The sequence below is a fragment of the Clostridium disporicum genome (genome assembly GCF_001405015.1).
GTDB classification, from domain to species: Bacteria; Bacillota; Clostridia; order Clostridiales; family Clostridiaceae; genus Clostridium; species Clostridium disporicum_B.
Map to the genome: position 1 here is coordinate 18,417 of NZ_CYZX01000011.1, position 22,651 is coordinate 41,067.

The window sequence follows — 22,651 nt, forward strand, 5'->3', positions numbered from 1 at the left end:
TTTAGATATCTGTATTTATATTAATAAATGATTGTAAAACCATAAGACATTTAATGTCTATTTTACTATCACTTTCTAATATAGCTTTAGCTTCTTCTTTTGATATTAATAATGGCTCAAGATCTTCATCCTCTTCTAACCCATCTTTTGAAATATCACCTTCACAAGTACAATAAACTAGATTTACTGACTCATCAGTCATTCCAGGTGATAAATAAACTTTATCTCTTCCTATACCTGGTATAATTTCAACAAGATCTAAACCTGTTTCTTCTTTTAATTCTCTTTTTAATGAATTTAAAGCATCTTCTCCCTGATCAACTAGTCCTGCAGGAAGCTCATATATATAATCATTAATTGGAACTCTAAATTGTTTAACTAAAACTAACTTTTTTTCACTCTTATGAAAAGCTACTATAACTACTGCATCAACTTTATCTTCTTTTCCTTGAAGTAATGTTTCATTTAAAACTTCAGTTCCTTTTCTTGAAGCAATAGTCCAATTTTTTTCTCTACCATTCTTATTTTCATATTTTGCATTATATAAACTTAAAAATTTTGTTCTAGCTAAAACTTCAACATCTTTAATTTTAGTCTTCTTCATAACCTAACTCCTTTTATTTAACAACACTCCTATTTATTACTTAACATTGTATACTAATAAAACCAATATTTGAATATATTTTTTTCATTTTTTATTACTTTTTTTTAGATATCGTTTTCTTATTTTAAATTTCAAATTATTACTTCAATAGAAAAGAAGATACTAACTTTCACTAGTATCTTCTTTATCAGAATGACTCATAGATAAAACCGTATCGTATTTATCTTTTGAAATATTCTTATTGCATCTAATTTCTTGTCTTAAAACTTCATTTCCCTCATCTTTTAATGAAATTTTACCTATAATATCACCTTTTAATACATTCATTATAGGTTTAAAAACTTCAACTTCTAAGTTTGCCTTTTCTTTACTACCATACTGAAAATCCGCTTCTTCAACGATAGATCCTAAATTAGAAATAGCATTAGACTTAATTATCTCACTATTACTTTCTTTCTTAAAATCATAGTTTGTACAAACATAATTAAATATTTTTTCTGTAACATTCCATCTATCGCTGCAGTTTAATACTACAATAATTATGTTTCTTCCTTCATGCTTAACTGAAGATACTAAGCATTTTCCAGCACCGCCTGTATATCCTGTTTTAACTCCATTAGCATCAGGTATCTTCCACAATATTTTATTTATATTTTGATACTCTCTTGTAAAGTTATATTTATCTTGTGTAATTAATTTTTCTCCACAAATCTCTTTAAAAGTATCATTTTCCATAGCTTTTGCAGTTAATATAGCTAAATCATAAGCTGATGAATAATGTTTTTGGCTATCTAATCCATGAGGAGTTTCAAAATGTGATGTAGTTAACCCTAAGCTTGTAGCATAATGATTCATAATCTTAGAAAAGTTTTCAATACTTCCTCCTAAACCTTCTGCAATAGTAATAGCTGCATCATTTCCTGATTTAAGCATTAATCCATATAAAAGCTCTCTTAGCTTAATAGTTTCTCCTGCTTTATATCCAACCTTTGACCCTCTAATACTTGCAGCATTTTTAGTTACAGTAAGTTCTCTATCTAAATCACCTTCATTTAAAGCTACTAAAGCTGTAAGAATTTTGGTCGTGCTTGCCATAGGAACTACTTCATAACAATTTTGTTCATATAAAATTTGTCTTGTTGTTCCATCTATAGCTATAGCGTTTCTTGCATTTACTCTTAATTTATCTAAAACTAAGCTATTATCTACATCATTTATTTCTCTATCTTCTGTTATTATTATTTCATCTTCCATTTCTTCACTATCTTCTTCAAAGAGAACACTAGCACTGCAAATAGAATAACTTTGCATAATTAATAGAATTGAACATATTACCTTTATAATAGTTTTCCTATTCATTCTATTCACCTCCATTTGTCTATCTGATATCTAGTTTTTTCAAAAATCTTATTTTTACTCCCAATACAATATAAATTTTATTGTTTATTTTTCATATTTTTGGATATAATCATAAAAGAGTTTAGGAGAGATTTTTATGATTTTTTTTATATTATTATTATTCTTTATTTTTATAATTTTATTACCAATCCCAATAAAGGTTAGTGCCCATTATAGCAATGATAATTATTATTTAAAACTATATGGAATTAATCTTTATTCTAATAATGATGGTATCATACGTAAATTACTAAATCGTAAATCTAATTCTTCTAAAAAAAATAATAAAAATCAAAAAGTAAATAATGCTAAAACTAAAAATAAAGAAAGTAATAAAAAATCATTTTCAATGAAAAAAGTTTATTATAGGCTAAAAATTAATAAGTTTAAGCCTTCAATAAAATTTTCCCTTTTAGGAAATTATAGTTTTAGTGACGCTGCATTAACTGCTATGTCATATGGATTTTTTAGCAATTTAAACTTTATATTCCTTAAAGTTTTTTCTGATTTTTTTAAAGTAAAAAAATTTAACTATTCCTTAAATCCAAACTTCAAAAATAAATTTAATATTAATTTGACTTTAAATTGTATAATTACTTTTAATTTTGCACAAATTATCTATATATTGTTTTTGATACGAAAAAAGGAGGTGTCCCTATAGTTTTAGGGCAAAGCTATGGAAAATAAACACGAACTTGAGAATCTTATGAGAAGTACTATGGAAAATTTAAGAGATATGATAGACGTAAATACCGTAATTGGTGATACTATAGAAACCGCTGACGGGAATTATATAGTTCCAATATCAAAAGTTTCTTTTGGTTTTGCTTCTGGTGGAAGTGAATTTGGAACTTTAGCTAAAAGAGATGATTTTGATAAATATCCTTTTGGTGGAGGTTCTGGTGCAGGCGTAAGTGTTAAACCAGTAGCCTTTTTAGTTATAAGAGGCGATAGCGTTAAGTTGTTACCTATGGATTATGATACAACAGTAGATAGAATTGTAGATTCAATTCCTGATTTTTTAGAATCAGTTAAGAGTTTATTTAAGTCTAATAACGAACCACTAAATAACTCAAATAATAATAACCTTAACGACCTTTAATATGTAATTATAAATATCTTATAAATATATTAATTTCCTTTATTAATTAATTTTTATCTACATTTAAAAATAAAAGATAGGATTCCTCCTATCTTTTATTTATCTATATCTTTAAAAACTTGATCCATTAATTCTATTGATTCCTCTGTATCCTTATCTTCATAAAGATCTAATGATGGAAGTTCTTTAAGATTTTTTAATCCAAATTGTCTTAAAAATTCATCAGTAGTTCCATAAAGAATTGGTCTACCTGGAACTTCTAGTCTTCCTACTTCCCTTATTAAGCTTCTTTCAACTAATCTTTGAAGAGCAGATTCTGATTTTACTCCTCTAATTTCATCTATATCAATTCTTGTAATTGGCTGCTTATAAGCAATTATTGCTAAACTTTCTATTGAGGCTTGTGATAATGAATGTTTTCTATTCTTTTTTAATAACTTTTGAATATAATCAGAATTTTCTTCTTTAGTAACTAACTGATATCCACCATTTATCTCAATTAATCTAAGTCCTCTATCTTCCTTTTTATATTCTTCCATCATTTCATTTATTATTTCTAGTATAAGCTTATTATCTATTTCTAAGTTTGCCATTAATTCTTTAGCCGGTAATGGCTCTCCACTTACAAATAACATGGCCTCTATTGCAGACTTCATTTTAGGCTTAATAGATACTTCTTCAAACTCAAACTGTTTTTCATCCACCCTATTCATTCTCCCTTCTTCTTTTCATTAGTATATTTCCAAAGTTATCTTCTTGATAAACTTTTATTACTCTTATTTTAATAAGTTCAAGTACTGCTAAGAATGTAACTACTGTTTCCATTTTACATTCACTTTCCATCATAATAGATGAAAACTCAACAACTTCATCATTTTCAAACTTTTTAATTAGAGTATTCATTTTATCTTCTATTTTATATTTATCTACGTATATTCTTTTTTGAACTACATTTGCAACATTCTGTTTTTCTCTATAATTCTCAAGTATTCTATTGTAAATATTATATAAATCTAACAAAGTAATATTTTTAAAAATATCTTCAAAGCTTTCAACCACTTTTTCTTCTGGTTTTTCTACTTCTTCTATTACTTCCGGCTTTTTACTATAAACCTCTCCAGCACTTGTATATCTCTCTTTAAAGAATTCAGATACACCTTTAAATTTCTTATATTCTATAAGTTTTTCCATTAAGCGTTTTTCGATATCTTCTTCGTTTTCTTCCTCTTCTTCCTTTACTTTAGGAAGTAACTTCTTTGATTTAATTTCAATTAACGTTGCAGCTATTACTACAAACTCAGATGTAATCTCTAAATCCATCTCTTTCATTTCATTAAGAGATTCTAAATATTGATTGGTTATTTTATATATTTCTACATTATATATATCCATCTTATTTTTCTTAATTAAATGTAATAACAAATCAAAGGGTCCTTCGAAATCTGCTACTTTTATCTTTAGCAATTCCATATATAACTCACCTCATTACAGTTAAATGCTATAACTATAATATCAATTTTAATAAAAAAGAACAAGCGTTATAGCTTTTCATGAAAATATATTTCAATTGGTTCATCTATCTTTTCGTATTCTATACATTCTAAGTATGTTTCATCAATATATTCTACTTTACCAATTACTTTAACCCATGTACCTTTATTAATATTATTAATTCCCTTAACTTTAATTTGTATTAGTGATTTATCTGATTGGCAACAACTTACTACTTCTCTTCCTAAAATTATTTCATTATCATTATTCGTTTCATATACAAACCCTGTTAGCTCAATAATAGAATTATTATACTCATCCATATTATATAAAATTTCATAGTTATCATTAGTTACTTTTATCATACCTTCATATATATTTTCATTGAGCATACTTACATTATTTTCCACAGCTTTCAAACTCTTGTAATTAGGCATAACATATAAAAATACTGCACATAAAACAATTACTGAAAGTATAGGATAAAATTTATTAGTAATATAATTCCTATTTCTCACTGTAAATATTTTTCTACTTTGAGCCAAAGCATACAACATTAAAATTATTATAGACATATTGAAATATATCATCATTTTACTACTTATAAAGTATGTTATCTTTCCTGATACCTTTAAATATATCATTAATATAATAAGTGTTAACTGAATTATAAACCAAATAAACTCATCCATATTAAATTTTTTCATATTCTTCCTCCTTTACAGTATTGATATAAGTAAAGCAAGAGCTGTAACTAATATTGTTATAATTAAAATTAATCTAGAAGCAAACCTATTCTTAAATACCCCAAAAGCCAAAAACGCATTCTTTAAATCCATCATAGGTCCCATTATCAAAAACCCTACTATTGCTCCGACTCCAAAGTTGTTTAAAAATCCTTTAACTACAAAAGCATCAGCTTCAGAACATAATGACAATATAAAAGATAAGCCTATCATAAATAAAACACCAACTAAATTATTAGTATTTATTCTTGCTATTACTTCATTATTCATCAAAGCTACAAATATGCTTGATATAAATGCACCTATTATGAAATACACACTAATATTTAAAAATTCATTTGATCCATGATTTATTAGATTTAATATTTTCTCACTTTTGGTTGTTGCAAATTTATTACTTACACAACAATCACATCTAATTGTCATTATATTTTCTTTTAAAATAACTTCTTTCTTTTTACCATTATATAAATACCCCATAATTAAACCTACTAACAAAGCTATTAATGCACCACCTAATGTCCTTAATAATACTATTGATATATTATTCGGAAATGCATAGTATGTAGACATTATAACAATTGGGTTAACTATTGGCACAGCAAGCATAAAGCTAATTCCAATACCTACTGGTAACCCCTTTTTTATTAAGCTTCTAGTAATTGGTACTATAGCACATTCACATATTGGAAACAATATCCCTGAAAGAACAGCTCCTAAATAACCTAATATACTCACTCTAGGAATAAACTTTCTTATTAATTCTTCTGTTAAAAATACTTGAATAATTGCAGAAACTAAGGAGCCTATTATTATAAATGGTAGCGATTCTACCACTATACCTAAAAAGCTCCATATAAAACTCTCTAAAATACTTGTATCCACCATACCACACCTTTTCTAAAATTTAATTTCTCTCTCCCCTTATGTTCATATATAATCTTTTAATTCTTTTTTTACTAAATAAGTTACTTTTCATTATTGTATTTCCTATATCTTCATTATTTTCACATTTTAAAATATGTCCGTTTAAATTAATCTTCTTTATTAATGATATAATTTCATTAATCTTGTCCTCTTTTTTGTCAAAACAATTATTTATAAGTATTAAATTACTACTTTCTAAAGCAGGTATAATAAAATCTCCCATATTTAAAATATAAGATTCTATTACATTTGCATCAGCTATAAAATAAATATCATTTATCTTATATTTTTTTCTTGTATTATGGATACTTAAAGTATATTGTAATTCTTCAAAAGATTCTGTTCCATTATACTCTATTATGATTCTTGTACAATTAGATTCTTCTATAGTATTATTTATAAAAGAATCTAATTTACAAATCTCATCATCATACATAAAAGTTTTAACATTAATAAAATCTTTTCTTATCTTTGTTTCACCATCTTCTAATTGTATAACTACCACTTTTTCATCATTTGTAATAGTTTCGGCAATAATATTATTTATAAATACACTTTTTCCACTTCCTAAAAAACCTGTGACAATATCTAGTTTTACTTTCATAATTTCACCTATTATTACTGAAAAAATCTTTTTATTTCATCTTTATTTAAATCTACACCGATAAAAGATATAATCCCATCACCTTCATAATTTACAGCTTCAATGGAGAATTCATCTAAAGAAAAATCAAATTGCTTCATTGTTTCATCATTAAGTTTTACTATACCTTTAGCTCTTATAATTTCCCCAAAGCTATGTGTATTAGCTACAAAATTAAATTTACTAATAAGCTCTTTTTCAGAAATTGCTCTATTTAAGCTCATAGCAAATGTTTGGAATGTATCATCTGCAGAATCAATATGAGCTGATACTCCTTTATTATTTTTAACATAGGCTCTTCTAAAAATCTTATTATCACCTTTCCTATGCTCTCCTATTGGAATAAGTTCTTGTGCATTTACTTTACTCCACTCTTTATCTACTACTATAGCTTTTGAATTCAAAGTTTTAATATCAGCTACTATCTTATCCAATTTATCTTTATCTATAAATTGTACCCTACTAATAACTATTACATCAGCAGCTTTAATTTGATCTACGAAGAACTTTCTAAAATTATTTAAGTATATATAAAATCTTTCTCCATCTACAACTGTAATTAATTTATCTATATCTACAACTTCACTAAGTTCTTTTTCTTCAAATACTCTTTTTAATTCACTAAGTTTAGCGACACCAGTAGGCTCAATTATAAGCCTATCAACTTCATAATTATTAATAATATTAGATATAGCTTTTTTAAAATTTCCACTTACTTGACAACAAATACATCCTGAATTAATCTCTGTAATTACAGTGTTTGTTTCTCTTAAAATAGCACCATCGATACTTACTTCTCCAAATTCATTTTCAACTATAGCTATCTTTTCTCTATAATACTTATCATTAATTAACTTTTTAATAAGTCTTGTTTTTCCTGCGCCTAAAAAACCTGAAAATACATCTACTTTAACTTTCATTTTTACTCACATCCTCTAATTACTATCCTTAAACCATTTTATGTTTTTGATATTATAAATATGTTTAAAGTAACTTTTTTTATCATATTATCCCTGTATCTTTATATACTTTAATATAATAATTATTATATTAAGGATGGTGTTTATGAGTAAGTTTTTTAGCTTAAGTAACATAGAGGTAAATTATCAAATAACTTTCTTTGAAAAGTTCACCCCTATCGTTATTCTTATATTTATAATAATTGCACTTTATTTAATGAGGAATAAACTCAGAAATAATAAATTATTAGATAAAAAACTTAGATACTCTTTTGCTATAATATCTTCAATTTTTCTAACACTTTACTATATATTAGAATGGTCTAGTAATGGAGTAACTGTATATAATCTCCCTCTTCATATTTGCTTTATTAGTAATATCCTTTGTATAATATTATGTTTTACTAAAAATAAAAATCTGTTTAATTTTGTTGTCTTTACCGGTGTATTAGGTGGAATAAGTAGCCTTTTAGCACCTGAATTAGATCTTTCATTTAAATATTTTAGATACTACCAATTTATGATTTGTCATCTATCTATCATTTTAATTCCAATCTATTTTATTTTTATTTACAAATATACCGTAACTATAAAAGATACTTTTAAAGTTATATTTCTAACTGAAATTCTAGGAATTTGTCTTGGTATATTTAACGAAATATACGGTTCGAATTATATGTTTGTAAGCTTTACTTCAAATTATGCTGCTAAAGATTCTGTTTTATCTTACATAGGAGAAGGATATTTTTACTTTATAAATCTACAATTCCTATTCCTAATTACAATGTTATTATGGTACTTAATATTAAAATTTAGCTATAAATATTTAAAATAAAAAAAGCCAGCAAAGCTGACTTTTTTTATTATGTATTTATTTAACTACTTTATAGTTGTTGCCTCTAGTAAAAGCTCTGCAGTTCCAATATTTGTTGCTAGTGGTATCTTATAAACATCACATAATCTTAATAATGCACTAATATCTGGTTCATGAGGTTGTGCAGTAAGTGGGTCTCTTAAAAAAATTACCATATCAACTTCATGTTCAGATACTAAAGCCCCTATTTGTTGATCTCCTCCTAATGGTCCACTCTTAAATCTTTTAACTTGTAAAGATGTATTCTCCATAATTCTTAATCCTGTTGTTCCTGTAGCAACTAAATCCATATTTTTTAATATGTCTTCATTTTTCTTAGTAAATTCTATCATTTCTTCTTTCTTCTTATCATGGGCTATTAACGCTACCTTCATATACTCTCCTCCAAAAATTTTTAATTTTTTATTGTAAATTATAAGTTATTCATCTTGCCTATTGCTTAAAACAATACTTATAATTTCTATATAATATTAACTAATAACTTGTCTTTATCTTGAACTATAGTAATAGTAAACTTTGATAAAGATAAAAAGTTAATATTATCCCCTGAAATATATCCAGTCATATTTAAAATAACTGAATCTTTTATTCCATCAACTTGTCCATCATAACTAACTTTAGAAAGCCTAAAATAAATTGGATCTTCATTATTTAAATACATCTGCTCTCTTAAAAATTGTAATGATTCTTTTAATCTATCTTTTTCATCATTATTAGCTTCTTTATATCCTACATCATATTTATCATCAAGAGTTATTAAATAATTATAAACGCTTTGATCTCCAGATAAATATTTCTCAATAAAATCATTAGCATAGTCTACTTCCATATACTTACCAGTTTCATATATATTATTAGTTAAGTTATTAAATACTTCCTCACCTTTTTCGTATAATGTAATATCTTGATTTTTCTCATAAACATTATCTAAACAATTAAATACAGTATAATTTTCTTCAATTATTTCTTCATCTTTCTCTACTTCTTCTGTATACATTCCATTGTTATCTATACTTTCTTTATTTTTATTACTACAACCTATAGTTAGCATAGTAATTATAATCAAAGCTAAAATACTTATTCTTTTCATAATATCCACTCCTATAGCTTGATTATATCATATAATGCATATTTGTATAAACAAATCAAGCACATAATATACAAAATTTAGTATATTATGTGCTCAAATTTTTATTAGATACCTTTTTTAAATAGATTTTTCATATTATATTTGAAGTTATCTAGGAAATTAGCTTTTTCTACATCTCTATCTGCATAAAGTAATCCTTCACCAACTTTGTTTTCTCCCATATAAACTTCACATTTTCCTACAACTTCTCCCATAGTATATGAGTCTTTTAACTCATCTAATACCACTTTAGTTGTTGGTTCACCATCAGTTCCTTTAGGTACTACAATAACTAAATCATCTTGAGATTTTGCTATAAAGAATCTGTCGGTATTCTTGCCTAAATAAATCTTTTCTACATCAGCATCTTTATCAAAAATCTTTTTGCCTTCAAATTTTGAGAAACCATAATTTAGAAGCATGCTAGCATCTCTATTACGCACCTTGTATGTTGGCGCACCCATAATTATACTTAACATTCTTACACCATCATGAACTGCTGTTGCAGAAATACAATATTTTGCTTCATCAGTAAATCCTGTTTTTAGACCATCACATCCATTAAAGAAACGAACTAACTTATTATGATTTACTAATTCTATTGGAGTTTTACGACCTTCTGATATTGTTTCCATGTATGTTCCAGTATACTTTAAAATACCTTTATGTTTTAAAAGTTCCATTGACATTGTTGCAATATCACGTGCGGTTGAAAGATGTCCTTCTACAGGTAATCCATTGCAATTTTTAAAAGTTGTATTAGTCATTCCCAGCTCTTGTGCTCTTTTATTCATCATTTCAACAAAAGCTTCTTCTGTACCACCTAAAAACTCCGCCATAGCAACTGCAGCATCATTTCCTGAAGCAATAGCAATTCCTTTTAATATTTCTTCTACTGTTCTTACTTCTCCTGTATCTAGTAGCATTGTGCTACCACCCATTTTTTTAGCATTTTCACTACAAGTTATTTTGTCTTGTAAAGATATTTTACCACTATCTACAGCTTCCATAGCTAAAAGCATTGTCATTATTTTTGTAACTGACGCTGGAGCAAACTTTTCATCTATATTTTTTTCATACAAAATAGTGCCACTTATTGGCTCCATTAAAAGTGCACTTCTCGCTTCAACTACTATATTACCCTCTTCATACACTGAATTAGTAGTAATTTCATCGTAGAATTCTTCCTCTAAGTTTTCTCCATTTAAGCTTGCGCTAACTGTAATATTGCTTAAAGATAATAAACATAAAAGTACAAAAGAAATAATTTTAATAAAATTTTTGTTCATCTATGTTCCTCCTTTCAAGCTTATTATTACCAAAAGAAATAAAAATATGATAGAAAGAATTATTATTTCTCTATATCATATTTTTTTATAATTATCTAATTATTTCATATACTACTGGAATATTTAAGTCATAACTATCATTTATAGTTATATTGCTTAATATATCCTTTTTAGCTTTTTCTATCTTATCTTCGTTATTTGCATGAATATAAGCTAGAATATCACCTTTAGAAACTTTATCTCCACGTTTCTTATTTAAAACTATACCAACAGCTAAATCTATTTCGCTTTCCTTAGTTGCTCTTCCTGCACCTAATTCCATTGCTATTAGCCCAAAAGCTTCTGCTTTAATTTTTGTTATATATCCATCCTGTTGTGCTACTACAGGTTCAATAAATTTAGCTTTTGGTAAAAGATCTAAGTTATCTATTGGTGCCACATCTCCACCTTGAGCTTTTATAAATTCTTTTAGCTTTTCTAAGCCTTTACCATTTTCTATGTTTTGAAGTAATAATTTTCTTCCCTCTTCTACAGTATTAGCCTTCTTTGCGCATACTAACATATTAGAACCTATAGTTAAAGTTAATTCTAATAAGTCTTTTGGCCCATTACCTTTTAATAGCTCTATAGCCTCTTTAACCTCTAAGCTATTTCCTATAGCATATCCTAAAGGTTGATCCATATCAGATATTACAGCTATAGTCTGTCTATCTAAAGCATTACCTATGTTAACCATCTCTTGTGCTAAGCTTCTAGCATCTTCTGGTGTTTTCATAAAAGCTCCATCTCCAACTTTTACATCTAAAACTATGGCATCTGCTCCTGAAGCTATCTTTTTACTCATTATACTTGATGCTATTAAAGACATATTATCTACTGTCGCTGTAACATCTCTTAATGCATATAGCTTTTTATCAGCTGGAACTAGGTTTCCACTTTGCCCCATAATTGCTATGTTTATTGAGTTAACATTATTAGTAAATTCTTCTTCTGTTAATTCTACAGAGAATCCTTCAAATGTTTCAAGCTTATCTATAGTTCCTCCTGTATGTCCTAAACCTCTTCCAGACATTTTAGCTACAGGCACATCTAATGATGCTACTAAAGGAGTTAAGCAGATTGAAGTTTTATCACCAACTCCTCCAGTTGAATGTTTATCTACTTTAATTCCATTAATTTTACTTAAATCAATTTCATCTCCTGATTTTACCATAGCCATAGTTAAATCTGCAGTTTCTCTTTTATTCATTTTATTAAAGAAAATAGCCATTAACAAAGCTGAAACTTGGTAATCTGGAATTTCACCTTTTGTAAATCCATCTACAACAAAATCAATCTCTTCTTTTGATAATTCATTACCTTTTCTTTTATTCATTATTATGTCATACATTCTCATAATTAATATTCCTCCTAAGAAACTACTTTAGCTTATCTAAAAAGCTTTCACCTTTAATTTCATTATCTATATTAAAGAAATCTAAAATAGTCTTTCCTATATCTGTAAAGCCTTTTCTTGTTCCTAAATCTACTCCACCTTTAAGTTTTTTACCATAAACTAATACTGGAATATATTCTCTTGAGTGATCTGTGCTATCTGTTGTAGGGTCACAACCATGATCTGCTGCAATTATAAGCATATCATCATCGCTCATATTGTTATATATTTCTTGTAATCTGCCATCAAAATCTTCTATAGCTTTTCCGTAACCTTTTGCGTCATTTCTATGGCCATATAACATATCAAAATCTACAAGATTAGTAAAGATTAATCCCTCTTCTACTTCTTTCATATATTCTAATGTTTTATCTACGCCATCCATATTATTTTTAGTATGCACAGCTTTAGTAACACCTACTTTATTATAAATGTCTTCTATTTTGCCTACTGCTGCTACTTCTTTACCGTTTTCTTTTAAATATTCAAGCATAGTTTTAGAAAATGGATTTAACGCATAATCTCTTCTATTAGATGTTCTTGTGAAGTTACCTTCTTCACCTATAAATGGTCTTGCGATTACTCTACCTACAGCCTTGTCGCCTACTAACATTTCCCTTGCAATTTCGCACATTTTATATAATTCCTCTATGGAAATAACTTCTTCATGAGCTGCTATTTGAAATACTGAATCTGCAGAAGTATAGATTATTGGGTATCCTGTTTTTACATGTTCTGCACCTAATTCTTTAATTATCTCTGTCCCTGAAGCAACTACATTACCTAATATACCTTTTTGATTTGTTTTTTCTAAAAATTCATTTATTATTTCATCTGAGAATCCTTCGGGATATGTGTTTAATGGTTTATCTAAGATAACCCCTCCGATTTCCCAATGTCCAGTAACTGTATCTTTACCTTTAGAAAGTTCCATAGCTCTACCATATGATCCTTTTGGACTATCACATTTATTAGGTCCATTAACGCCTTCTATATTTCCGATACCAAGCTCCTCTAAATTGTTAATATTTAATCTTCCGCAAACTTTATATATGTTGTCTAGCGTATGGCTTCCAACATCACCATATTCCTTTGCATCTGGTAATTCTCCTACTCCTAAACTATCTAATATAACTAGTATAGCTCTCTTCATTTTTGTTTCTCCTTTCCTACTCTTAAATATGCTCCCTATACTCATGTCTTATTGCCTTATGCTCTCGGATGGGAGTTCTTGTAAACTAAATTTATCTTATCATTGTTTATTATTTCATAGTAAGTATCCATATATGTTAGGACTTGATTTCCTAATAATTTTTGTACTGCTCTTACATTAGCTCCATTTTGTAATAAGTGTACAGCAAATGAGTGTCTGAAAGTATTTAAGTTTACATCTTTCTTTATTCCAGCTTTGTGAGAATACTCTTTTACTATTCTCCATACACCTTGTCTAGTTAATTGTTGACCATTAAGATTTACAAAAAGATTATCAACTCCACTTGCTGCAATAAGATCTCTTATCTTTAAATATTCTTTTATTGCATTTTTAGCACTTCTGCCAATAGGAATTACTCTTTCATAATTTCTATTATCATGACATACAACGTATGATAAATCAAGATTAACACATTCTACTTTTAACCCTATTATTTCTGATACCTTCATACCAGTTGCATACATAAGTTCTAATAGTGCGTTATCTCTTATACCTTTATTACAATCCTTATCCACTACCTTTATTATCTTATCAACTTCTTCAACTGTAAGAATTTCTGGAAGTTTCTTTGTGCTATCAGTTGCCTTATAATATATTTTAGGAATATCTCTTATTATCTTATGATCTTTTAAAAAATTATAAAAACTTCTTAAACTAATTACTATTCTATTTATTGACCTTTCAGATTTCCCTTCATCTAATAGATATTGTATATAATCAGATACTGTGTTATTATCTGATTCATTTAGATAAATATCCTTGCTATTTAAATATTTAATATATAAATTTACATCTGTAACATATGCATAAACAGTATTTTCACTTTTATGGCTTTGTAACAATGATTCCCTATACTCGTTTACTATCTCTTTCATAATTCTCCCCATTCCCATCTAATTTATATAATTCGACATTTTTTTATATTTCCCTCTATATTTATATTCTGTTAAACAATTTTATAAACATTTGTTAAAATAAACTTAATTAAGTTTGGACAGAGATAAGTTTCAACTATCGTACCAACAATAAATACACACAAGAATACCCCTACTTTAAAAATTATTTCCTTCTCTACTATTGTATTTACTTTTCCTTTATTAAAGAACCTATCTCTAAGTTTCATTGAAGAAAATTGTATAAAAACTATACTTAATGCAATGAAACATGGTATATAAATTATGTTCTGAGGTAAAGTCGATGCTACTGCAAGCCAAATTCCCTTTCCATCAAAGCTAGTTAATAAAAAACTAAATGTATAACCTAAGGTAAATCCCTTAATTAAGTCTATTAATAAAATTAATGGGGCACCAAAGATTGTAAATCCAAATAATACGATTGCTGTTAGCAGAATCAAATTTTTCTTTAAAACATCTAGTAATAAAACTTTTGTGTTAACTTGCTCTGAAACTATACTTTTAGTAAAAGTTAAAAAGTAATCTGTTAAGTCAGTAGCATCATTATAGTTCATATACTTAACCATAAAAGTTCCTAAAGTAATTCCTACGCAAAAAAATATGAATACCATAAAATAAAATATTTTATTCTCTTTATAATTATGTTGTGCCTTATTAATTATATTCATTTTAATCCCTCCAAAATCATTCTACATTGAATAATATGACGAGATTAACAGTATTATTCATAAGTGAATATATGTAAAACACTATTTATTTAAATTTTTCAGTATTTTTTCAACATTTTCCTTAGCTTGAGTTACATCTACATTATAATTTCTTTTTAAAATATCTAAGATTTCTAGTACATCTAAAACTTCCTTACTCTTTTCTTCATATGTTTCTTGATTTCTTCCCAATCTATCAGAAATAAATAATAATGCCATATCATTAATATCTACATCATTTATCAAGCCTTCAACATTTCCATAAGGTAAGTTTTTTATAATAAATAAATGGTGCATATGATATCTAACCATATTACAAACCTTATCAATTTCATCTTCTTTAATATCGTAGTTTTTTAATATTTTACGAGCTAAGTCAGCTCCAATTTTATCATGATCGTAAGATATCCATCTACCGCTTCTATTTTTTTTAGTTGCTGCTTTTTTCCCTACATCATGTAATAGAGCTGCTAACATTAGACTCTTAGGACTATTTGCATACTCTCTTATAGTAGCTGCTTGATCTACAACTAATAATACATGATTCCACACATTTCCTTCTGGATGGTGTTTTTTTTCTTGTTCTACCGATTCTAATTCTATCAGTATCTCTAAAGGTGTATCTTTTAATGATTCTTTAATACTTTTTAAATAAATTGATGGTTTAGCATCAGCTAAAAGATGATCAATTATATATCTTAATAATGTACTCAAATTTATACCTACTTTCTTTTTAACATATTATTTTAAATTTATAATTTTAACTATATTATCCCTCTCTTTTTTATCTATATTACTAAATTACTATTAAGTTATAAAACAATAATAATCAAATAACATAAAAAACAGCAACTAAAATGCATTTAACAAATTAGTTGCTGTCTTAACCATTCTTATTTAGCTTTTTAATTATTAAGAAACTTTATTCTTAAGTCTTAGCTTGTCTGCAATTATAGCGATAAATTCACTATTTGTAGGCTTTCCTTTATCATTATGAACTGTATATCCAAACAATTTGTTGATAGCTTCTATTTGCCCTCTTCCCCACGCAACTTCTATAGCATGTCTTATAGCTCTTTCTACTCTTGAAGCTGTTGTATTGTATTTCTTAGCTATTGAAGGATATAATTCCTTTGTAACAGCAGATAGAAGTTCCATATCATTAACAACCATAGTTATAGCTTCTCTTAAATACATATATCCTTTTATGTGAGCAGGCACACCAATCTCATGGATAATATTTGTAATTTCAGTTTCTAAATCCATTGGCCCATTAGATGACACTACTTCGTTTACAGGTACTGATATAGGTTTCTTTATAACTTCTGTTGTAACAACCCCATTAAACATTTCCCTTATTCTCTTTGTAAAAATATCCATATCAAATGGTTTTACTACATAATAATCTGCACCTAAAGTTATAGCTCTTTGAGTTATCTTATCTTGTCCTACTGCTGAAAGAACAATGATTCTTGGAAATTTCTTTAAATTCATTGAATGTAATCTTTCAAGAACTCCAAGGCCATCTAAATGTGGCATAATTATGTCTAAAACAACTAAATCTGGTTCTTTTTGTTCAATAAGTGCTAAATCTTCCTTTCCATCTTTTGCAATACCTGTTACAACAATATCTCTCTGATTTAATAAATAGTCATTTAAAATACTGCAAAATTCTTTATTATCATCTGCAATTAATACTGAAATTTTGTTTGATTCCATTTCCCTTTCTCCTTTACCATGATTTTACATAAAAATATAAACCATATTCAATGTTATATAAAAAAACCCTTCAATTTAATAGATTTTTAATTATTTGTAAAATTTATGTTTTTTATAATACAAATCACATTATATTTGTATTATAACACAATAAAAAAAAACATAATAGTCCTTTTTACATAATTTTGAAATTTTTCTGCCTTTTTTTAAACAAAAGCCTACTTTAATAAAGTAGGCCTTGCTTTTATGGTAAAATTTCAGCATCTTTTAACATCCATTCGATATATATACCATATCCATAATCGGGTTTATTTATCAAAACGTGCGTAACTGCACCAATAATTTTATCATTTTGTATTATTGGACTTCCACTCATTCCTTGAACAATTCCACCTGTACGACTTAATAACTCTTCATCAGTTACTTTGATTATCATACTTTTTGCCCCCGGTTTATCTTGAGGCAATAATTTAACAATTTCTATATCATATAATTTTGGACCATCTTCTCCTATAGTTGTTATAATTTTTGCTGGTCCTTCATTTATCTCATTCCTATAACCAACTTGCATAGGTTCATTAAATACAGGATTTATTAATGGTTCAGAGGTCTTTCCATATATTCCTGATCCCATATTTCTACTTATACTTCCAATTGATTCTTTTTCATTGAGGAATAATCCTTTCAATTCTCCAGGAGCTCCTCTTTGACCTTTTCTAACACTTAAAATGGATGATCTAAGTAATTCACCATTTTTTATTGAAAATACTGTATTTGTATCAGAATCTGTTATTGGATGTCCTAATGCACCAAAAGTATCACTATCTTCATGATAAAATGTTAATGTTCCAATCCCTGCAGTAGAATCACGCACCCATAATCCTAATTTATATTCTTCTCCTTCTTTTAAAAGTTTAATTTCTTTTGTTAACTTACTTTTACCTCTTAAAATTTCAACATTTATAAAATCACTATTACTTGATTTAACTTTAGATATCAAATCCTTAGAACTTTCTATGTCAGTTCCATTAACTTTTAATATCATATCTCCTAGCTCTATACCTGAACTTTTACCTGGGCTATCTTCTGTTCCATTTAGTGTCTCCACATTTGAATATCCTACAACTAGGACTCCATTTGTGGATAATTTGACTCCAACACTAGTTCCACCTGGATATACCTCTAAATTTGGAACTGTTTGAACAGCTACAGATTTTATAGGAAAAAGTCCTAAAAAGTCTATATTCAATTTATCGTTATTTAATTTTATTTTGTTTAGAAAGCTAGTATCATGTAATGAAAGGTCTGTTAACTTTGATTCTTCATTAATGTATATTTTATCTGGTATCCTTGAGATACTTAGATAAGTAATTAAAGTCAAAATAAACATTGGAGCAGCTATTATGCTAAAGCGTTTAATGAACTTTTTAATCATTTTATCTCCTCCTCCTTTGCTTCTGACTTTAATTTTCCCTTATAGAATTTACAATATGCTGTAGTAACTTTGTTATTAAAGTTAAAAATTATTAAGAAAAATAATTTTTTATAAAAAAAATAAAACCATGTTTTTTTTCCATGATTTTATTTTTTGCAGTATTGCTTAATCTTATGTAACTATATATGATTTTTTTTAATTTCTTCTTTTTTTAAATCAGCAAATCTAACCATTTCTGAAGCATTTTCTAAAGCTACGCTACTAATTTCATCTCCACCAATCATTTTAGCAATTTCTTTTACTTTTTCATCTTTAGGTAATATCTTAATGCCAGTAAATGTTTTATTATCTTCAACCTTTTTTGATACAAAGTAATGATTATCTGAAAGTGCAGCTATTTGAGGTAAGTGAGTTATACATAAAACTTGATGCTTTGTAGAAACTTGATACATTTTTTCTCCAACTCTTTTTCCAATAGTACCACTTATACCTGTATCAATTTCATCAAAAATAAGTGTTGGAATTCTATCTTTATCAACAAATACACATTTTAACGCTAACATAATTCTTGATAATTCTCCTCCTGATAAAACCTTCTCTAATGGTTTTAATGGTTCTCCAGGATTTGCAGATACTAAAAATTGAACATCATCATAACCATATTGATTAAAGTCTTCACATAATTCAACTTCTATCTTTATGATTGCTTTTTCTAATCCTACATATGAAAGCTCTTCTTTTATACTTTTCTGTAAAATTTCAGCAGCTTCAACTCTTAATATATGTATCTCTTCTCCAACTTTTCTCATTTGAACTTTTAATTCTTCTAATTCTTCTTTTAATTTATTAATTATAACTTCAGAATTTGTTAACTCTTCATATTGCTCTTTTAAATTTTTTAAATTATTTAAAATATCTTCTATAGAGTTTCCATATTTTCTTTTGTAAATATCTATCTGATATATTCTTTCATTAATTTTAGCTAATTCATTTTCATCATAATATACTTCATCGCCAATATCTCTAATCTCACGTGAAGCTTCTTCTATAACATAATACGCTTCTTCTATTTCAACTCTTCTATTTTTGATCTTCTCTGAATGACCTTCAACAGATGATAACTCACTTATTACCTTAGATAAACCTTCTAATACTGACATTCCATTATTTGAAGTATGTAAATAACTATAACTTTTAGAGAGACTTAATGATATTTTTTCAGCATTATTAAGAAGATTAAACTCCTCTTTTAATGCTTCATCTTCTCCAATTTTCAAATTAGCTTTTTCAATATCATCTATTTGAAACTTAATATAATCTACAAGTTTTTCTCTATCTTCGCTTCCTTTAAGTCTATTTAATTTTTCTATTAATTCTATATGTTTACATCTTAACTTATCAAATTTACTCAATAATCCTTTTAATTTATCCATATAAAATTCATCTAAATATAAAATATGAGTTCCTTTATTAAGTAAATTTTGGTTTTGATGTTGTCCGTGTATATCAAGAAGCTTTTCTCTTATTCTTTTTAATTGTGATAACACAATAGTTCTACCATTTACTTTTATAAAGCTTTTCCCAAAAATTGTAGTTTCTCTTGTGATTATTAACAGTTCATCTTTCTCTATTCCTAATTCGTCTAAAATTTCATATATTTCTTCATTTTCTATAGAGAAAATAGCTTCAACATATGTTTTCTCTTCTCCATATCTTATTAAATCTTTAGAAAACTTTCCACCTAAAACATAATCAATAGTATCAATTAATATAGATTTCCCGGCACCAGTTTCTCCTGATAATATATTAAATCCTGAACCAAATTCAACTGAAAGTTCTTGAATTAACGCAAAGTTCTTTATATTTAATCCTATTAACATTGTACCCCACCTTAATATCTATTTTAAGAAATTATCTTTCTTACCTTTAAAATAAGCTCTTCTGCCTTTTCATCTGTTCTTACTAAAATAAATATTGTATTGTCTCCTGCAATCGTTCCTGCAACATCTTCTGTATAAAGATTATCTATAGCCTCTGCAACTGCTGAAGCAGTACCAGTTAATGTTTTTAATACTACAAACTTATCCACTTTTTCTGCTGAAATTGCTGCATTTTTTAAAATGCTATATAATTTATCATTTAATCCACGCTCTTCTTTACTTGGCGCTACATATCTATATTTTCCTGATGAACTCTGCATTTTTACAAGTTTTAATATCTTTATATCTCTTGATACTGTAGCTTGAGTTACATCAAATCCATTTTTTTTAAGCTCTTCTGCTAATTCTTCTTGTGTTTCAATTTCGGATTGGTTTATTATTTCTAGTACTTTATTATGTCTTTTTGACTTCAAACTAATTTTCCTCCCCTTCTACTTGATTATTTAAGATTTTCTTACGCAACACCTTAAAATAATCATAATCATCTAATAGTAATATTTTTGCATTTTCTTTTGCTTTTTTTATTTTAATAATACTTTTATCAATATTTTTTAAAGATTTTTGTCCATCAAAAGTCAAGTATATCTCTTCACTATAACTATCTGCTTTAATTTCAATTTTACTTTTACTATTTAAAACTATTGGTTGCATACTCTTAGTATGCGGACAAATAGGTGTGATTGTAATTACGTCCATATCTGGATAAACAAATGGACCTCCTGCTGAAAATGAATATGCTGTAGATCCTGTTGGAGTAGAAATTATTAGTCCATCACCTTTAAAAGTATAGTATAACTTATCATCTATAAACACCTTAAATTTCATCATTCTAGATAATGTCCCTCTAGCTATAACTATATCATTTAAAGCCTTATTTACTTCAAAATTACCTTCTATATTACTTTCACACTCTAATAAAATTCTTTCTTGAATTATGAATTCATTATTTTTAATTTTTTTCAAAGCATAATCTAAATTATCTATTTCTATACTTGCAAGAAATCCTAAATTACCGATATTAACTCCTAAAATAGGATAATTGTATTTGTCGTTTATATCCCTCGCTACACCTAAAATAGTTCCATCTCCACCTAATACAATAATCAAATCAAGCTCTTCATCAATATTAATAGAACTTATATCAAAACTATTTAAAACTGTAATTTTAGAATCTAAGAATACATCATTTAATTTTAATAATATCTTTTCTAGTATTTTCCCATCTTTATCTTTTGAAGGATTTAACGCTATAGCAATATTTCTCATAATATTTCCTTTTTTAATTCTCCTATACCTAAAGCCAGCTATTATAGCTGGCTATGTGATTCTTCTATTATATCATTAATTTTATCTAAACTAAAATCTGATTCTTTTTCTTTATCTTTTGAAAAATACACAAGATATTCTCTATTTCCTTCTGGCCCTTTAATAGGTGAGAAACTCATACCAATTATATTAAAGTCATTTTCTATTAAATAATTAGCTATGTTGGATACAACTTCTTTGTGTACTTCTTTATCTCTAACTACACCCTTTTTGCCAACTTTTTCTCTTCCTGCTTCAAATTGTGGTTTAATTAAAGCCACGACTTCACCATTGTCTTTTAATAAATTTTTAACTGCAGGCATTATAGTTCTTAAAGAAATAAATGAAACGTCTATAGAAGCAAAATCTAATTTATCTCCTATATCTTCAGGAGTCACATATCTTATATTAGTTCTCTCCATACAAACAACTCTTTCATCAACTCTAAGTTTCCAAGCAAACTGTCCATATCCTACATCTACTGAAAACACCTTAGCTGCGCCATTTTGAAGCATACAATCTGTAAATCCACCAGTAGAAGCACCTATATCCATACATACCTTATTATCTAATGATATATTAAACTCATTCATTGCTTTTTCTAGCTTTAATCCGCCTCTACTTACGTATTTTAACTCTTCGCCTTTAAATATAATTTCAGCATCTCTGTTAACTTTCTCTCCAGCTTTGTCAACTCTCTGTCCATCAACAAAAACTAATCCAGCCATAATATTAGTTTTAGCTCTTTCTCTTGAATTACATATGCCCTTCTCAACTAAAAGTATATCTAATCTTTCTTTCTTTGATGACATCTTTATCTC

24 protein-coding genes and 1 pseudogene are annotated in these 22,651 nt (G+C 27.1%); 3 read left to right on the forward strand and 22 right to left on the reverse strand.

The window, feature by feature from the left end:
• Position 1: 1 nt before the first annotated feature.
• Both ARA56_RS08665 and ARA56_RS17090 read right to left on the reverse strand, forming a co-directional pair.
• Positions 2-604, reverse strand: a complete 603-nt coding sequence (locus tag ARA56_RS08665; protein ID WP_055265766.1) for an NUDIX hydrolase — start codon at positions 602-604, stop codon at positions 2-4.
• 432 nt (positions 605-1,036) lie between these two features.
• Positions 1,037-1,948 (reverse strand): annotated as a pseudogene (locus tag ARA56_RS17090) (D-alanyl-D-alanine carboxypeptidase family protein); the annotation flags it as partial.
• Between the two features lie 403 nt (positions 1,949-2,351).
• Between ARA56_RS17090 and ARA56_RS17140 the strand changes: the two are divergent.
• Both ARA56_RS17140 and ytfJ read left to right on the forward strand, forming a co-directional pair.
• Positions 2,352-2,663: a DUF2953 domain-containing protein gene (locus tag ARA56_RS17140; RefSeq protein WP_423230666.1), complete on the forward strand. Its 312-nt coding sequence runs from the start codon at positions 2,352-2,354 to the stop codon at positions 2,661-2,663.
• A 15-nt stretch (positions 2,664-2,678) separates the two neighbouring features.
• Positions 2,679-3,104, forward strand: coding sequence for a GerW family sporulation protein (gene ytfJ, locus ARA56_RS08680; RefSeq protein WP_055265772.1), 426 nt, complete (start codon positions 2,679-2,681; stop codon positions 3,102-3,104).
• A gap of 95 nt (positions 3,105-3,199) precedes the next feature.
• Here the strand turns inward: ytfJ and scpB are convergent, their stop codons facing one another.
• The 6 genes from scpB to ARA56_RS08710 form a co-directional block, all read right to left on the reverse strand.
• Complete coding sequence (gene scpB, locus ARA56_RS08685; protein ID WP_055265774.1) at positions 3,200-3,817, reverse strand: SMC-Scp complex subunit ScpB; 618 nt, start codon at positions 3,815-3,817, stop codon at positions 3,200-3,202.
• Positions 3,810-4,574 carry a segregation/condensation protein A gene (locus tag ARA56_RS08690; RefSeq protein ID WP_055265776.1) on the reverse strand — a complete coding sequence of 255 codons (765 nt, stop codon included), beginning with the start codon at positions 4,572-4,574 and terminating at the stop codon, positions 3,810-3,812. Before ARA56_RS08690 ends, scpB begins: the two co-directional genes overlap by 8 nt.
• A 68-nt stretch (positions 4,575-4,642) precedes the next feature.
• A complete protein-coding gene (locus ARA56_RS08695) occupies positions 4,643-5,302 on the reverse strand; it encodes a TIGR03943 family putative permease subunit (protein WP_055265778.1) in 660 nt (219 codons plus the stop codon).
• 12 nt (positions 5,303-5,314) lie between these two features.
• Positions 5,315-6,226: a permease gene (locus tag ARA56_RS08700; protein ID WP_055265780.1), complete on the reverse strand. Its 912-nt coding sequence runs from the start codon at positions 6,224-6,226 to the stop codon at positions 5,315-5,317.
• A 22-nt stretch (positions 6,227-6,248) separates the two neighbouring features.
• Entirely contained in the window at positions 6,249-6,872 is a 624-nt protein-coding gene (locus ARA56_RS08705) for a GTP-binding protein (RefSeq protein WP_055265782.1), read from the reverse strand.
• A 14-nt stretch (positions 6,873-6,886) separates the two neighbouring features.
• Positions 6,887-7,831: a CobW family GTP-binding protein gene (locus ARA56_RS08710; protein WP_055265784.1), complete on the reverse strand. Its 945-nt coding sequence runs from the start codon at positions 7,829-7,831 to the stop codon at positions 6,887-6,889.
• A 145-nt stretch (positions 7,832-7,976) separates the two neighbouring features.
• On the opposite strand from ARA56_RS08710, the gene ARA56_RS17145 reads away from it, so the two are divergent.
• Positions 7,977-8,705 carry a YwaF family protein gene (locus ARA56_RS17145; RefSeq protein WP_055265786.1) on the forward strand — a complete coding sequence of 243 codons (729 nt, stop codon included), beginning with the start codon at positions 7,977-7,979 and terminating at the stop codon, positions 8,703-8,705.
• A gap of 44 nt (positions 8,706-8,749) precedes the next feature.
• Here the strand turns inward: ARA56_RS17145 and mgsA are convergent, their stop codons facing one another.
• The 14 genes from mgsA to ARA56_RS08785 all read right to left on the reverse strand — a co-directional run bounded on the left by mgsA (position 8,750) and on the right by ARA56_RS08785 (position 22,642).
• Complete coding sequence (mgsA, locus tag ARA56_RS08720; RefSeq protein WP_055265788.1) at positions 8,750-9,118, reverse strand: methylglyoxal synthase; 369 nt, start codon at positions 9,116-9,118, stop codon at positions 8,750-8,752.
• Between the two features lie 86 nt (positions 9,119-9,204).
• On the reverse strand, positions 9,205-9,834 hold the full coding sequence (locus ARA56_RS08725; protein ID WP_055265790.1) for a hypothetical protein: 630 nt from the start codon (positions 9,832-9,834) through the stop codon (positions 9,205-9,207).
• A 104-nt stretch (positions 9,835-9,938) separates the two neighbouring features.
• Positions 9,939-11,162 (reverse strand): D-alanyl-D-alanine carboxypeptidase family protein, encoded by a 1,224-nt coding sequence (locus ARA56_RS08730; RefSeq protein ID WP_055265792.1) that lies wholly within the window; start codon positions 11,160-11,162, stop codon positions 9,939-9,941.
• A gap of 91 nt (positions 11,163-11,253) precedes the next feature.
• Entirely contained in the window at positions 11,254-12,558 is a 1,305-nt protein-coding gene (locus ARA56_RS08735; protein WP_055265794.1) for a pyrimidine-nucleoside phosphorylase, read from the reverse strand.
• 22 nt (positions 12,559-12,580) lie between these two features.
• Complete coding sequence (locus ARA56_RS08740) at positions 12,581-13,750, reverse strand: phosphopentomutase (RefSeq protein ID WP_055265796.1); 1,170 nt, start codon at positions 13,748-13,750, stop codon at positions 12,581-12,583.
• A gap of 56 nt (positions 13,751-13,806) precedes the next feature.
• A complete protein-coding gene (locus ARA56_RS08745) occupies positions 13,807-14,685 on the reverse strand; it encodes a tyrosine-type recombinase/integrase (RefSeq protein WP_055265798.1) in 879 nt (292 codons plus the stop codon).
• Positions 14,686-14,756: 71 nt separating this feature from the next.
• Complete coding sequence (gene spoIIM / locus ARA56_RS08750; protein WP_055265800.1) at positions 14,757-15,392, reverse strand: stage II sporulation protein M; 636 nt, start codon at positions 15,390-15,392, stop codon at positions 14,757-14,759.
• An 81-nt stretch (positions 15,393-15,473) separates the two neighbouring features.
• On the reverse strand, positions 15,474-16,145 hold the full coding sequence (locus ARA56_RS08755) for an HD domain-containing protein (protein ID WP_055265802.1): 672 nt from the start codon (positions 16,143-16,145) through the stop codon (positions 15,474-15,476).
• 198 nt (positions 16,146-16,343) lie between these two features.
• A complete protein-coding gene (gene spo0A, locus ARA56_RS08760; RefSeq protein ID WP_055265804.1) occupies positions 16,344-17,150 on the reverse strand; it encodes a sporulation transcription factor Spo0A in 807 nt (268 codons plus the stop codon).
• A 244-nt stretch (positions 17,151-17,394) separates the two neighbouring features.
• A complete protein-coding gene (spoIVB, locus tag ARA56_RS08765; protein WP_055265806.1) occupies positions 17,395-18,585 on the reverse strand; it encodes a SpoIVB peptidase in 1,191 nt (396 codons plus the stop codon).
• Between the two features lie 179 nt (positions 18,586-18,764).
• On the reverse strand, positions 18,765-20,465 hold the full coding sequence (gene recN, locus ARA56_RS08770; protein WP_055265808.1) for a DNA repair protein RecN: 1,701 nt from the start codon (positions 20,463-20,465) through the stop codon (positions 18,765-18,767).
• A gap of 23 nt (positions 20,466-20,488) precedes the next feature.
• Positions 20,489-20,938 (reverse strand): arginine repressor, encoded by a 450-nt coding sequence (locus ARA56_RS08775; protein ID WP_055265810.1) that lies wholly within the window; start codon positions 20,936-20,938, stop codon positions 20,489-20,491.
• Between the two features lies 1 nt (position 20,939).
• On the reverse strand, positions 20,940-21,791 hold the full coding sequence (locus tag ARA56_RS08780) for an NAD(+)/NADH kinase (RefSeq protein ID WP_055265812.1): 852 nt from the start codon (positions 21,789-21,791) through the stop codon (positions 20,940-20,942).
• Positions 21,792-21,832: 41 nt separating this feature from the next.
• Positions 21,833-22,642 (reverse strand): TlyA family RNA methyltransferase, encoded by an 810-nt coding sequence (locus ARA56_RS08785; protein WP_055265814.1) that lies wholly within the window; start codon positions 22,640-22,642, stop codon positions 21,833-21,835.
• Positions 22,643-22,651 lie beyond the last annotated feature (9 nt).

Excerpts from the sequence above, each read along its gene's own strand:
- ytfJ (WP_055265772.1), top strand. The coding sequence starts at position 2,679 with ATGGAAAATAAACACGAACTTGAGAATCTTATGAGAAGTACTATGGAA.
- ARA56_RS08740 (WP_055265796.1), bottom strand. The coding sequence starts at position 13,750 with ATGAAGAGAGCTATACTAGTTATATTAGATAGTTTAGGAGTAGGAGAA.
- spoIVB (WP_055265806.1), bottom strand. The coding sequence starts at position 18,585 with ATGATTAAAAAGTTCATTAAACGCTTTAGCATAATAGCTGCTCCAATG.
- recN (WP_055265808.1), bottom strand. The coding sequence starts at position 20,465 with ATGTTAATAGGATTAAATATAAAGAACTTTGCGTTAATTCAAGAACTT.
- ARA56_RS08665 (WP_055265766.1), bottom strand. The coding sequence starts at position 604 with ATGAAGAAGACTAAAATTAAAGATGTTGAAGTTTTAGCTAGAACAAAA.
- ARA56_RS08705 (WP_055265782.1), bottom strand. The coding sequence starts at position 6,872 with ATGAAAGTAAAACTAGATATTGTCACAGGTTTTTTAGGAAGTGGAAAA.
- ARA56_RS08780 (WP_055265812.1), bottom strand. The coding sequence starts at position 21,791 with ATGAGAAATATTGCTATAGCGTTAAATCCTTCAAAAGATAAAGATGGG.
- ARA56_RS08745 (WP_055265798.1), bottom strand. The coding sequence starts at position 14,685 with ATGAAAGAGATAGTAAACGAGTATAGGGAATCATTGTTACAAAGCCAT.
- ARA56_RS08710 (WP_055265784.1), bottom strand. The coding sequence starts at position 7,831 with ATGAAAGTTAAAGTAGATGTATTTTCAGGTTTTTTAGGCGCAGGAAAA.
- spoIIM (WP_055265800.1), bottom strand. The coding sequence starts at position 15,392 with ATGAATATAATTAATAAGGCACAACATAATTATAAAGAGAATAAAATA.
- ARA56_RS17140 (WP_423230666.1), top strand. The coding sequence starts at position 2,352 with ATGAAAAAAGTTTATTATAGGCTAAAAATTAATAAGTTTAAGCCTTCA.
- ARA56_RS08725 (WP_055265790.1), bottom strand. The coding sequence starts at position 9,834 with ATGAAAAGAATAAGTATTTTAGCTTTGATTATAATTACTATGCTAACT.
- spo0A (WP_055265804.1), bottom strand. The coding sequence starts at position 17,150 with ATGGAATCAAACAAAATTTCAGTATTAATTGCAGATGATAATAAAGAA.
- ARA56_RS08735 (WP_055265794.1), bottom strand. The coding sequence starts at position 12,558 with ATGAGAATGTATGACATAATAATGAATAAAAGAAAAGGTAATGAATTA.
- ARA56_RS08730 (WP_055265792.1), bottom strand. The coding sequence starts at position 11,162 with ATGAACAAAAATTTTATTAAAATTATTTCTTTTGTACTTTTATGTTTA.
- mgsA (WP_055265788.1), bottom strand. The coding sequence starts at position 9,118 with ATGAAGGTAGCGTTAATAGCCCATGATAAGAAGAAAGAAGAAATGATA.
- ARA56_RS08695 (WP_055265778.1), bottom strand. The coding sequence starts at position 5,302 with ATGAAAAAATTTAATATGGATGAGTTTATTTGGTTTATAATTCAGTTA.
- scpB (WP_055265774.1), bottom strand. The coding sequence starts at position 3,817 with ATGAATAGGGTGGATGAAAAACAGTTTGAGTTTGAAGAAGTATCTATT.
- ARA56_RS17145 (WP_055265786.1), top strand. The coding sequence starts at position 7,977 with ATGAGTAAGTTTTTTAGCTTAAGTAACATAGAGGTAAATTATCAAATA.
- ARA56_RS08785 (WP_055265814.1), bottom strand. The coding sequence starts at position 22,642 with ATGTCATCAAAGAAAGAAAGATTAGATATACTTTTAGTTGAGAAGGGC.
- ARA56_RS08690 (WP_055265776.1), bottom strand. The coding sequence starts at position 4,574 with ATGGAATTGCTAAAGATAAAAGTAGCAGATTTCGAAGGACCCTTTGAT.